This window comes from Lacrimispora indolis DSM 755, assembly GCF_000526995.1.
Classification (GTDB): Bacteria; Bacillota; Clostridia; order Lachnospirales; family Lachnospiraceae; genus Lacrimispora; species Lacrimispora indolis.
Genome location: NZ_AZUI01000001.1, coordinates 2,195,457 through 2,208,716, shown reverse-complemented (window position 1 = coordinate 2,208,716; position 13,260 = coordinate 2,195,457). Strand labels below are relative to the sequence as shown.

Genomic DNA, 13,260 nt, shown 5'->3' with positions numbered 1-13,260 from the left:
CTTCCAGTAATTGCCTCCGGATTTTATCCCTTGTTAAATTTTTCTCAAGGAATAAAGAAAGAGCCTTGGAAATGAACGGTTACCCGCACTCATCACCTGGCTCTGTCATCTCTTAGGCTATGTATTTATATTTACTTAATACTACCATGTACCAAAAACTATGTCAAGATTTAAGGGCATTATTTTCTCAGTGAAGGCTCTCTCTTACGGTCTTAAATGCCTGGATCACAAGCGTGGGTATAAATGCAAAAATGAAGATGGTAATAAACTGCCTTGCAGTCAAATCTGCCACATAAAAAAAGGTATGAAGCCCTGGTATGAACAGCACGGCCGCCAAAAGAACAGCCCCTGCCTCAAAGGCCATAATGCTCCACAAATTGCTTTTAAAGCCGATCTTCAAAATGGAATGGCCGCTTCTGCAGTTAAAGCCGTGAAACAGCCTTGCAAGGGTCAGGGTGGAAAATGCCATGGTGCTGGCTGCTGCCTCACTTCCTGTCACCAGTCCCGTGTGGTAGGAGGTCATGGTACAGGCCGCAATAAGGGCCCCCTGAAGCAGGATCTGAAAGACAAAACGCTTTGTTAAGATTCCTTCTTTAGGGTTTCTGGGCTTTTGGGCCAAAAGATCTGCTTCCGCCTTTTCCATGCCAATGGCAATAGCTGGGAGAGAATCTGTCAAAAGGTTGATAAACAGTAGGTGCACCGGCGCAAAGGGGGTGGGAAGTGCCAGGAAGGATGTATATAACACACATAAGATCCCTGCCATATTCCCTGATAAAAGAAATTTAATGGCATTCCTGATGTTCCGGTAAACATTGCGGCCGTTTGCAACCGCCTTGATAATGGTTGCAAAGTTATCATCAGTAAGGATCATGGCAGATGCATCCTTTGACACTTCTGTCCCCATTTTTCCCATAGCCACTCCGATGTCCGCCTGCTTTAAGGCGGGAGCATCATTGACCCCGTCTCCTGTCATGGCTACGATATGGCCCTTTTTCTGCCAGGAACGGACGATCCGTATCTTGTGTTCAGGTGAAACCCGGGCGTAAACGCTGATGTGTTCCAGCCTGCGGTTTAATTCCTCTTCCGGCATTTCATCAAGCTCCGGTCCGCTGACCGCCAGATCATCTTCCCCCAGAATGCCGATTTTCTCCGCAATGGCCGCTGCGGTAATCTTATGATCTCCAGTTATCATCACCGGACGGATGCCTGCTCTCCTGGCATTCAGCACTGCATTCCTGGTTTCCGGACGGGGCGGGTCCATCATTGCGGCCATTCCCAGAAAGGTATAGCCGGACTCCGACTTTTCCGTCAGCCTTTCATCCTCTTGCATCTCCCTGCAGGCAAAGGTCAGGACTCTTAGCCCCTGCTTGGAAAACTCCATGTTCTGTTCTGTCAGGTTCTGCCGGTCCCCATCCCTTATGGGACGGACCCCTTCCCCTGTCCAGATATGGCTGACCCTGGGAAGCAGCACATCCACCGCACCCTTTGTGAACAGGACTCTCTTTCCCTCGATCCTGTGCATGGTGCTCATAAGCTTTCTCTGGGAATCAAAAGGGAGCTCACCTGCCCTGGGGTAATAGGACTTCATGGCTTCCTCTTCCATTCCTGCCCGCTCCGCCATCTGCACCAGCGCAGCCTCCGTGGGATCTCCGATCAGCTTTCCTTCTATATAAGCGGAATCATTGTTTAAAACAGCATCATACAGCAGATATTTATGTACAGGAACTTCCTTGTTTAAAAGCTCCGGAGGATAAAGGCGGCTGTTTACGTAGACCTGCTGCACGGTCATGCGGTTCTGTGTCAATGTTCCCGTCTTATCGGAACAGATGACTGAAACGCAGCCAAGACTTTCCACGGCCTTTAAATCCTTTATAATTGCATTTTCCCCGGCCATTTTCTGAGTGCCCATGGCCTGCACAATGGTGACAATGGAGCTTAGCGCCTCCGGGATCGCCGCAACTGCCAGGGCCACGGCAAACATCAGGGAATCCAGAACCGGCATCCTCCGATAAATGCTGAGTCCAAAAACCACCGCACAGACAAACAGGATTCCTGCCGCCAGCCTGCTTCCGAACTGGTCCAGGCTCACCTGGAGAGGGGTCTTTTTTTCTCCGGTGTCATTCATGAGGGAAGCGATCCTGCCGATTTCCGTATCCATTCCTGTCCCTGTAACCAATGCCTTTGCCCTGCCTGAGGCCACCAGGGAGCCGGAAAATACCATGTTTGCCTGCTCTGCCAAAGGCACCTTTTTTTCCATGATCCTTCCCGTCCGTTTCTCCACATTGACGGATTCTCCGGTGAGAGAGCTTTCATTGACCAAAAGGGAGTAATTTTCTAAAATCCGGCCGTCTGCCGCCACCATATCCCCTGCTTCCAAAAGCAGGATATCCCCCGGCACGATCTCAGAAGACAAAATCTCCTGCTTCCTGCCATCTCTTATGACCTTTGCAGCCGGCGATGACAGAGCCATAAGGCTATCCAGAGACTTTTCCGCCTTCTGGTGCTCCACCGTCCCCAGCACCGCATTCAGCAGAAGTACCGCAAAGATCACTCCCGTGCTTTCCACATCACCGGATATCATGGAGATCACTGCTGCTATAATCAGGATGATGACCAATAAGTCTTTAAACTGGTCCAAAAATACCTGGAAAGCGTTCTTGCGTTCCGCCTTCTTCAGTGTATTGGAACCATATATCTGCCTGCGCCTAAGGACTTCACGGGAATCCAGCCCGTTCCTGCCTGCGCCAAGCTCTGCAAGGACTTCATCCTCTGATAAACGAAACCATTCTTCCATTATGACGCTCCTTCCCGTTTCTCATATTATGAAAACAAAAAGATGTTTTCATAATCGGATGGACGGCAGTAAAAGCACTGCCTTTTAACAGAAATCTGAAAGGCGATTTCTGATAACCTATACTATGGTATGAGACAGGAAGGGAATTTTATTCTAAGACCGAAGGATAATCCGGGAGGCGATTTTATAACCGGCCGAAACGTTTTCTCTTGCAGGGAGCTGTTTTTTTTATTATAATTTTAGCAATAGAAAGAAAAAAACTATGAACCCCATAAAACCATTCTCAGAAAGGACATGATAACCATGGAAAAAATAACCAGCTTTACCATCAACCACTTAAAACTTCTTCCAGGCATCTATGTCTCCCGCAAGGACCAGGCCGGGGACTCTGTCATCACCACTTTCGATATCCGCATGACCCGCCCCAACTTTGAGCCTGTCATGAATACAGCCGAAATTCATACCATTGAGCATCTGGGGGCCACCTTCCTGCGCAACCACGAAACCTTTGCTTCCCGGGTCCTTTACTTTGGCCCCATGGGCTGCCGCACCGGCTTTTACCTTCTGCTGTCCGGGGATTACAAGTCCAGAGACATTGTTCCGCTGATTACAGAAATGTACGAATTCATCCGGGACTTTGAAGAGGAAGTTCCAGGCGCTTCTGCCAGGGACTGCGGGAATTACCTTGACATGAATTTAGGGATGGCACGATATTGGGCTGGAAAATTCCTTAATTCCGTGCTGTATGGGATCGATGACGACCAGCTGCTTTATCCTCAGAACTGACGGCTTCTTTCCCCATACAATCCCCGCTTAAGGAAAAAATGAGGAAACCGTTTATCCGCAAAAAGCCGAAGAAGAGGCAATCAAATGCCTTCTCCTCCGGCTTTTATCATTCTTCCCGCATTTCCGTTACTTCTTCCGCCATCCGGTATCCCACACCCATTTCCGTAAGGATGTACTGAGGCTCTCCGGGATTTGTCTCTATCTTTCTCCGTATGTTAGCCATGTTGACACGAAGGGTATGGCTTTCATCCGTATAGACTCCCCATATTTCCCGTATGATAAAATCGTGGGTGAGAACCTTGCCCGCATTTTGGGACAGTAAAACCAACAGCTTATATTCTATGGGCGTTAAATGGATTTTTTCTCCGGCTTTGTATACCGCCCGTTTGCTGTAATCGATCTCCAGATTTCCGATGATGACCTTTTCTTCTCCTGAAGCTTCCGCTCCGGCCGTCTGGGGGCTGTGCCGCATTGCTGTCCTTATCCTGGCCAGGAGTTCCCAGGTTCCAAATGGCTTCACAATATAATCATCAGCGCCAAAATCAAGGGCAGCCACCTTTTCCCGCTCATGGCCCCGGGCAGAGACAACGATCACAGGGGTTTTAGACCATTGGCGTATGGTTTTCAGTATCTCTGTTCCGTCAATGTCCGGCAGGCCTAAGTCCAGAAGGATGATATCAGGAACATGGGAGGTGAACAGGGAAAGCCCTTCCCTCCCTGTTTTGGCTTTCACCACCTGATAACCGTTTGAGGTAAGAATGGCAGAGATAAAATTGCAGATGGCCTCCTCATCCTCAATGATCAATACCATTGGTTTCATATCCATATTCATTCACTTCCTTTCAAAGGCAGGGTAAAGCGGAATATTGTTCCTCCGTCTTTTCTGTTTTCCGCTTCTAAGCTTCCCTGATGGGCACTTACTATGGTCTTGCAGATGGACAGGCCGATCCCCATTCCTCTGGAGGAATCGGCACTTTTGCTTTCACTGGGCCTATAGCCTGTAAATAAATGGGGAAGATCTTCATTGGGAATCCCCCTCCCCCTGTCCAGCACCTGGAATCTGGCCCATGCTCCTTCTTTCTCCAGGCAAACCTCAACGGGAGAATCCCCCGGAGAGTATTTTATGGCATTTTCAAGAAGGTTTATGAGCACCTGCACGATCAGGGTCCCATCCATTGGTACCTCTAAGAATTCCTCAGGGACATGGACAAGGATCCGGGCTTGAGGAAATCTCCTTTTGACCCGGCTGACAGCTTCTCCGATAACCTCCTCGGCTGCCTCCTGACTTTTGGTAAGATTGGAAGCGTCCTCGTTGATCCGTGTCACGGAAAGGAGATTTTCTACCATGCGTATGAGCCACTGGGATTCCTCCTGTATGTTGGCCACCAGACTGTCCCGGGTATTCTCGTCAAGCGTTTTCCCGTTTTCACGGATGGCAGAGCTGGCTCCCAGGATACCTGCAAGGGGAGTGCGAAGGTCATGGGAGATGGCCCGCAAAAGGGTGCTCCGCATCTTCTCCTTTTCCGATTCCACCATGATGTTTCGCTGTTCATCAGAAAGCTGCTGCCGCTCTAAGGCCATTGCCACCTGGGAAGCGATCATGCGCAAAAACAGGCGGGTGCTGTGATCAAGGGTTCCATTTTTGCAGGAAACTCCCCAGACGGCAAGAACCTTTCCCTGTGAGATCACCGGCATATAAAACGCCGCCGCTCCCATAAGGGTATCAGTTCCCGCTCCTGCCCGCTTCTGGTTTAAGAACACCCAGTGGGCGACTGCTTTTTCATCGGCAGAGTTTAAGACAGAGGCACCCAGGTCATCCGATGCCTGGGCCACTTCCCCGTCCTCTCCCTGTTCAGGGTCAACGGTGAAAAAGATTATGGAACGTCCGAACAGCTTGACAACGTAATCATTTGTAAGTGCCACGATCCGGTCAAGGCCCCTGGTGGCAAGAAGCCTTTTGTTGATCTCATACAGAATTTCCGTGCGGTGTTCCCTCCTTACGGCAAGCCGGGCTTCTGCCTTAATGCGCACGGTAAGGGCACTGGTGATCAGGGCCACTAAAAGCATGATCGCAAAGGTGAGGGGATAACCGGTCTGGATGGCATTAAAGGTGAAATAGGGTTCCGTAAAAAAGAAGTTAAAGGTCAGCACGCTGATTACTGAAGCAATGATTCCGTACCAATACCCTTCTGTCATACGGGAAACCAGCAGAACGGAAAAAATATAAACCATAATAATATTCTGGTTCATAATGTCAAGCCTGCGGATTCCATAAGACAGCAGAGTGGCAGCCACCAGAATGGAGAAGGTTTTTATGGCATCCCCCCAGGAAAAATGGAACGTTTCAAACCTTACTCCTTTTTTGGGCTTTTTATAGCTTCGCCTGCCTGTATTTCCCGGTATAATATGAATCTCAATGTTTGGCAAAAGAGAGATGAGCTTGTCTTCAAAATCCATATCAAACAGGTTTTTAAGTGTCTTTTTATTTCTGCTTTTTCCCACCACAATATTTGTGATTCCGGAAAGCTTTGCATATTCCGATACGGTAACGGCAATATCATGGCCGGTAAGGTTGACGGTCTCTGCCCCCAGCTTTTCCGCCAGGTCTAAGTTGGACCGAAGGGTTTTCTGCTGTTCCGCAGTGAGATCCTCATTCCCTATATCCTCCACATACAACGCGGTCCAGCTTGCATGGAAGGCTTCCGCCGCCCGGGCTGTCCACCGGATGCATTTTGCCGATGAAGGAGAAGCACCGATGCAGACAAGCAGCTTGGTATTTGCCATTTTATCAGACAGGCTCCGCTCATTCTGATTTTCCAGGCTGATCTTGTCCGCGGCACAGCGGAGGGCAATTTCCCGCAAAAGCCGTAGATTTTCCTGGGTAAAAAAGTTCTGGACGGCAGCCTCCGCCCGTTCAGGACGGTATATTTTCCCCTCTTCCAGACGGCGCAGCAGTTCGTCCGGCGCAAGATCCACCAGCTCAATCTTTTCAGCACGGTCAAAAATGTAATCCGGCACGGTTTCCCGGACCCTGACCTTTGTAATGTTTTCAATCATATCATTGAGGCTTTCCATATGCTGGACATTCACCGTTGTATAAACATCGATTCCTGCTCCCAACAGCTCTTCAATGTCCTGATAACGCTTTTTATTCCGGCCGCCTTCTGCATTGGTGTGAGCCAGTTCATCCACAAGGATCAGCTCCGGCTTTCGCTCCAGAGCTTTATCCAGGTCAAACTCCTTTAGCTCCATGGTCCGGTATGATACTGTTTTCGGGGGAAGGACCGGAAGACCATGCAGCTTCTGCATGGTCTCAGGACGGGTATGGGGTTCAATATACCCCACCAGAACGTCGATCCCGCTTGTTAACCGGTCATGGGCATCGTCAAGCATTGCATAAGTCTTTCCCACTCCGGCAGCATACCCAAAAAATATCTTTAATCTTCCCGGCCTTTGATCCCGACGCACCAAAATATCTTCTAAAATCGCGTCAGGGTCAGGTCTGTGATCCAATGGTTCCATTCATCCACCACCTTTATATTCCCATATCATACCACTTTTTCCGGTTTCAGCAAACCATCAAGCGCTAAATTGACCTGTAAGACATTGACCGCCGGCTGGCCTATGAATCCCAGGAAACGGCCTTTTGTATAAGTCCTGATAATGCTTCTCACCTGATCTTCTGTTATATTCCTGGCAGCCGCGATCCTTGCTACCTGGTATTCCGCCGCATCAGGGGAAATATGAGGGTCAACGCCGCTGCCTGAGGCTGTAACCAAGTCCATGGGGATATCCGCCTTATTATCCGGGTCAAAGGAATGCCACCGGCTGATACGCTCCGAAACAAGCTCCTGCTGTTCTTTTCCCACAGGGGAGAGGTTTGACACGCCTGACGGCCTTCCTATCAGGTATTGAGGTTTTGTAAATTCCTGAGCGATCCACTCCGATCCATACTCTTTTTGAGACCCGTCTTTTTGGGTGACAACGATCATGCTGCCGTTGGCCTGATCCGGAAATAACAGCTGGGCAGCTCCCGTAACGGCTGCCGTATAAACGATGCCGCACAATATGGTCATGATGCCAAAGCATACGGCCGCGGCTCTGAATAATTTCATGATTTTCATAGTCTCCATCTCCCTTATGCAAGACCGCACGCGGTCAGAATCATGTCAATCAGTTTGATTGCAAGAAACGGTGCGCAGATCCCGCCCAGGCCATAGACCAGCAGGTTCCGTTTCAGAAGCTTTTCAGCAGGCAGTTCCCGGTACTTTACCCCCTTAAGAGCCAGAGGAATCAGGGCAATAATGATCAGCCCGTTGTAAATGATCGCGGAAAGCATGGCGCTTTTGGCGCTGGTCAGCCCCATAAAATTCAGGGCCGAAAGCTGGGGGTAAATACCAAAGAACAGCACCGGAATAATGGCAAAATACTTTGCCACATCATTTGCCACGCTAAAGGTGGTCAAAGAACCTCTTGTCATTAAAAGCTGTTTGCCGATCCGGACAATATCAATGAGCTTGGTTGGGCTGGAATCTAGATCCACCATGTTTCCCGCCTCCTTTGCGGCCTGGGTCCCTGTGTTCATGGCCACCGCTACATCTGCCTGGGCCAGGGCAGGAGCATCGTTTGTACCGTCACCTGTCATGGCCACCAGATGGCCTTTTGCCTGATAATCGCGGATAAGGGCCAGCTTTGCTTCCGGCGTTGCCTCTGCCAGAAAATCGTCAACTCCCGCTTCCGCAGCGATAGCCGCCGCAGTCATGGGATTGTCGCCGGTGATCATAACGGTTTTGATGCCCATTTTCCGCAGATCCTCAAAGCGTTCCTTTACGCCGTTTTTTACGATGTCCTTTAAATAAACCACTCCCATCACCTGATGGTTTTTTGCCACCACAAGAGGGGTGCCTCCTGCCTCAGCAACATGCTTTACAAGCTTCTCACATTCCTCAGGGTATCTGCCGCCCTTTTCCAGCACATATGCTTTGATGGTATCGGCGGCGCCCTTTCTTATCTCATTGCCCTGGTAGTCAATGCCGCTCATCCTGGTCTTTGCCGTAAACGCCACAAAGGCCGCGCCCAGGGCTGAAAGCTCTCTGCCCCGTATTCCAAACCGTTCCTTTGCCAGTACCACAATGCTTCTGCCTTCTGCCGTCTGGTCCGCAAGGGATGAAAGCTGAGCCGCATCAGCAAGCTCCCGCTCCGTAACGGTTCCGACCGGGAGAAATTCGCTGGCCTGACGGTTTCCCAGGGTAATGGTCCCGGTCTTGTCAAGCAGCAGCACATCCACATCTCCGGCGGCTTCAATGGCACGCCCGCTCATTGCCAGAACATTGGCCTGATTTAAGCGGCTCATGCCGGCAATTCCGATGGAGGAAAGAAGAGCACCTATGGTGGTAGGAGCAAGGCATACCAAAAGTGCTATGACATTGGTGATGGAAATGGCGGAACCGCCCCCTGCCTGAAGGCTCGCAAAGCCGGTAAAGGGCCGAAGAGCTGCCGTTACCACCAGAAAGATAATGGTAAGGGTTATGAGCAAGATCTGCAGAGCCACTTCATTGGGCGTTTTCTTTCTGGATGCGCCCTCTACCATGGAAATCATTTTATCCAGGAAGCTTTCTCCTGCCTCTGCCGTCACCTCAATGACCAGCCAGTCGGACACCAGGGTGGTTCCCCCTGTGACCGCGCTCCTGTCCCCGCCTGATTCCCGGATGACCGGCGCCGATTCTCCGGTAATGGCACTTTCGTCCACAGAGGCAGCCCCATCGATCACTTCTCCATCCATTGGGATCTGCTCACCGGCCTTTACATATACGACATCGCCCTTCTTTAATGTGTTGGAAAGGACTTCCGTATAATCGTCCGTATTGGCGGGAGAGCTCAGCTTTTTCGCTTTTACATCCTTTTTAGCGCTGCGAAGGCTGTCTGCCTGGGCCCGCCCCCGCCCTTCTGCAATGGCCTCTGCAAAGTTGGCAAACAACACGGTAAACCATAAAATCAACGATATGGTTAAGGTATAACCGGAATTTTCATCCTTAAGCCCTGCAAAGGAAAGAAAATATAAAACCCCGGTCAGGACCCCGCCTATATAAACTACCAGCATGACAGGATTTTTCACCTGCACACGGGGAGACAGCTTTACAAAGGACTGTTTCAGCGCATCATAAAAGATGCTTTTATCAATACTCTTTTTTTCCATTTCAATCACCTTCTATCACTGGATTGTTAAAAAATCAGCAATCGGGCCAAGGGCCAGGGCCGGCAAAAAGCTTAAGGCGCCTATGATGAGGATCACTCCGATCAACAGCCCGACAAATACGGTATTGCTGGTGGACAGCGTCCCTTCACTGACGGCAACTGCCTTTTTCTGCGCCATATTCCCTGCAAGGAAAATAACTGCCGTCATGGGAATAAAGCGGACCATCAGCATAATGACCCCGCCTGATACATTGGTAAATACGGTATTCCCCTGAAAACCTCCAAAGGAGCTGCCGTTGTTATTTGCCATGGATGAAAAGGCATATAAAATTTCCGAAAATCCATGGGCTCCTGAATTGGTCAGCCATGACCGGGCCTCAGGCGCTAATACCGCGGCAGAAGTTCCCAAAAGGGTCAGAAGCGGAGGAACCAGGACGATCAGGCACACCATTTTCATATCAAAGGGGTCTACCTTTTTCCCCAGATACTCCGGCGTCCTGCCGACCATCAGACCCGCAATAAATACGGTGAGGAGTACAAAAGCGAGCATCCCGTAAAGTCCGCTTCCCACGCCGCCGAATACGATTTCACCCAGCTGCATGAGGAACATGGAAACCATTCCTCCAAGGGGAGTGAGGCTGTCATGCATGGCGTTTACGGAACCGTTTGATGCTGCGGTGGTAATGACTGCCCATAAGGAGGAAGCGCCTACGCCGTGTATCACTTCCTTGCCTTCCATGCTGCCGGAAGCTGCCACCTGTTTAAATACAGGACCTGTAAACTGCTCGCTGGCAGTTGCTGCTGCCAGGGCAGCCGTGAGGAAAATCATCATGGTGATATAAACCGACCGCCCCTGCCTGCCGTCTTTTACCGCCTTTCCAAAGCTTACGCAAAGGGCTGCAGGAATCAGCAGGATGGATAAGGACTGTATCATGTTCGAAAAAGCCGTGGGATTCTCAAGGGGAAATGCAGAGTTCGCCCCAAAGAATCCGCCCCCGTTTGTCCCAAGCTGCTTGATGGCGATCTGGCTTGCCGCAGGGCCTAAGGGAATCGTCTGCAAAGCCCCGCTTTCCAGCATGGCAACATCTTTGTATTGACCAAAGGTCTGCACCACGCCCTGGGAGACAAGGAGCAGGGCTGCCACAAAGGAAAGAGGGAGGAGGATGTAGAGGGTGGCTCTCACCAGATCCGCCCAAAAGTTGCCGATGGTCTTTTTCTGTTTCAGGGCAAATCCCCTGATCAAAGCAAAAAGGACCGCGATTCCCGTTGCCGCTGAAACGAAGTTCTGGACGGCAAGGCCGGAAAACTGGGTAAAGTAGGACAGGGTGGACTCACCGGAGTATGCCTGCCAGTTGGTATTGGTAACAAAGCTTGCAGCCGTGTTAAAGGCCAGGTGCCAGCTGGTTCCTCTCAGCCCTTCCGGATTAAAGGGCAGTGTCCCCTGGAGCATGAGTAAGAGGAAAAGAAAAATAAAACCGGCCCCGCTGAATAAAAAGACAGAAAGCGTATACTTCCACGCATTCATTTCTTCCTCAGGGGCAGTGCCCATAAGCTTATAGATCTCCCGTTCCACAGGACCAATGACAGGGGTAAGAAACACTTTTTGCCCTGTCATCACCCTGTATATATAGATTCCCAGGGGAATGGACAATCCAATTAAAACTGCAATATAAAACAGATCCTGCATCACCATATAGTTCATAAACGGTCACCTCGAAACAGTACGTAAAATAAATAAATTAACAGTGAAACACCGATAATGCTTACCAGCGTTAAAATAACTCCCATGATTTCATCTCCTGATCATTTTATTTTTCTCCTGCTGCCGGCTTCATTTCCGGAGCATTACAGCAGGATCCCTTGTGACCACAATCATATCAAAGAAAAAATCAAGACAGTGTTAAAATGGAAAGGAGATGTGTCAAGAAGTTGTCAAGAACCCTCCGGCTTGATCCTCCCCTCTCCAATACCCTGGTTTTGCACAACTGGAGAATGAACGGAAGAATAAATGGTTTAAATTTACAATAAATTGATATTGACAATATTGTGTATCACACAATATAATAAGGCTGAGGTGATATTATGACGGAAAATGAACAGTTTCAGAGCTATATTACAGAGCTGCGCCGCGGCAGCTTAACACTGGCGGTGTTGGGATGTCTTCATCAATCACATTATGGCTACGCCCTGCTTCAGGAGATGCAGGGAAAGCATATAGACATTGAAGCCAACACGTTGTATCCGCTATTGCGCCGGCTGGAAAGCCAGGGCCTGCTTGTCAGCGACTGGGACACCAGCGAAAGCAGACCCAGAAAGTACTACATTATCAATGAAAAAGGGAAAACGATATATAAGGATTTGATTTCGGAATGGAGAAGAATGCAGGAAAGTTTTGAATCCATTATAGGAAAGGAGGAGCACAATGAGTGATTACATTGAACGCTATGTGTATGATGTGACCCGACGGCTGCCTGAAAAAGAACGGGAGGAAATAAGCAAAGAGCTGACGGCCAATATTTACGATATGCTTCCGGAGGATGCAAATGAAAACGAGATAAAGTCGGTTTTATATAAGCTGGGAGCCCCCGCATTCCTGGCGGGGAAATACCGGAAAAACCCCAGGTATTTAATATCTCCCGGCATTTATGATGAATATATCAGCGTATTAAAATGGGTTTTACCCCTGGCCGGTGTAGTGGGTATGGTGATCGGCATAATCGTGGGTTCCACCGGTTCCATAAGAGATGGAATGATAAATATAAGCAAGGCGCTTTCAACGGGGATCTCAGCAGGTCTGTCTGCAGCTTTCCAGGCTCTTGCATGGACAACAATAGGCTTTGTGATTGCCGAAAGAACCGGGAATAAAAATTCTGAAAGCACAAACTGGAAGGTGGAGGATTTACCGGAAGTGCTTCCCCCCAGCAAATACCCCATCTCTTTGTCCGACAGTATTGCAGAGCTGGTACTTGTCGTTGTGTTTGCAGCCGCAGCAATCCTCATATGCAGCGGGACAGTGCCCATTGCATTTATGATCCAGCACGGCAGCACACAGGTACGTACCTTATTCAGTCCCGGATTTTTGGAAAGCTCCATTCCCCCGATCATAGTTATGGCCCTGTTTGGAGCCGGGGAATGCATTATCAAGATAAAAGACCGCCGTTGGACGGTTCCTGTATGCTGTACAGTCATTCTGAGCAATATAGTAAGTGTATCTGCCCTGATTTATCTTCTTGCCCGCCCGGACATTTTAAGCGAAGAGTTCAAAGGGTTTATGAAGGCAAACCTCTGGGTGTCTTCCGGTCCGTTCCTATGGGGAATAAATCCTGCTATGATACTTCTCTTAATTGCTGTCCTGTGCTCATTTGCAGAGTGCGGCAATGCCATTTATAAAACGATTAAAAGCAAAAGGATTGAAACACCATAAAACTAACCGAATCAGAAGGATCGATTAGATATACAATCTGATGTTCTCAACAAATGAGCAA

The 13,260-nt window shown here is 49.4% G+C and carries 10 protein-coding genes; 3 read left to right on the top strand and 7 right to left on the bottom strand.

What is annotated here, in order from left to right; all coding sequences use genetic code 11:
- Positions 1–187: 187 nt before the first annotated feature.
- Positions 188–2,794, bottom strand: coding sequence for a cation-translocating P-type ATPase (locus K401_RS0110635; protein ID WP_024292926.1), 2,607 nt, complete (start codon positions 2,792–2,794; stop codon positions 188–190).
- A gap of 303 nt (positions 2,795–3,097) precedes the next feature.
- On the opposite strand from K401_RS0110635, the gene K401_RS0110630 reads away from it, so the two are divergent.
- On the top strand, positions 3,098–3,580 hold the full coding sequence (locus K401_RS0110630) for an S-ribosylhomocysteine lyase (protein ID WP_024292925.1): 483 nt from the start codon (positions 3,098–3,100) through the stop codon (positions 3,578–3,580).
- Between the two features lie 106 nt (positions 3,581–3,686).
- Here K401_RS0110630 and K401_RS0110625 read toward each other — a convergent pair whose 3' ends face one another.
- The 6 genes from K401_RS0110625 to K401_RS34200 are packed head-to-tail and all read right to left on the bottom strand — an operon-like array spanning position 3,687 to position 11,563.
- Entirely contained in the window at positions 3,687–4,406 is a 720-nt protein-coding gene (locus K401_RS0110625; protein ID WP_024292924.1) for a response regulator, read from the bottom strand.
- Between the two features lie 2 nt (positions 4,407–4,408).
- On the bottom strand, positions 4,409–7,102 hold the full coding sequence (locus tag K401_RS0110620; protein WP_024292923.1) for a DUF4118 domain-containing protein: 2,694 nt from the start codon (positions 7,100–7,102) through the stop codon (positions 4,409–4,411).
- A gap of 26 nt (positions 7,103–7,128) precedes the next feature.
- The gene (gene kdpC / locus K401_RS0110615; protein WP_024292922.1) at positions 7,129–7,704 is read right to left on the bottom strand and encodes a K(+)-transporting ATPase subunit C; all 576 of its coding nucleotides are present in this window, start codon (positions 7,702–7,704) and stop codon (positions 7,129–7,131) included.
- 14 nt (positions 7,705–7,718) lie between these two features.
- Positions 7,719–9,776 (bottom strand): potassium-transporting ATPase subunit KdpB, encoded by a 2,058-nt coding sequence (gene kdpB, locus K401_RS0110610; protein WP_027352500.1) that lies wholly within the window; start codon positions 9,774–9,776, stop codon positions 7,719–7,721.
- A gap of 15 nt (positions 9,777–9,791) precedes the next feature.
- On the bottom strand, positions 9,792–11,477 hold the full coding sequence (gene kdpA, locus K401_RS0110605) for a potassium-transporting ATPase subunit KdpA (RefSeq protein ID WP_024292920.1): 1,686 nt from the start codon (positions 11,475–11,477) through the stop codon (positions 9,792–9,794).
- Entirely contained in the window at positions 11,474–11,563 is a 90-nt protein-coding gene (locus tag K401_RS34200; protein ID WP_034620252.1) for a potassium-transporting ATPase subunit F, read from the bottom strand. The genes kdpA and K401_RS34200 overlap by 4 nt, the downstream gene beginning before the upstream one ends.
- A gap of 294 nt (positions 11,564–11,857) precedes the next feature.
- On the opposite strand from K401_RS34200, the gene K401_RS0110595 reads away from it, so the two are divergent.
- Positions 11,858–12,205, top strand: a complete 348-nt coding sequence (locus K401_RS0110595; protein ID WP_024292919.1) for a PadR family transcriptional regulator — start codon at positions 11,858–11,860, stop codon at positions 12,203–12,205.
- Positions 12,198–13,199: a DUF1700 domain-containing protein gene (locus tag K401_RS0110590; protein WP_024292918.1), complete on the top strand. Its 1,002-nt coding sequence runs from the start codon at positions 12,198–12,200 to the stop codon at positions 13,197–13,199. The genes K401_RS0110595 and K401_RS0110590 overlap by 8 nt, the downstream gene beginning before the upstream one ends.
- Positions 13,200–13,260 lie beyond the last annotated feature (61 nt).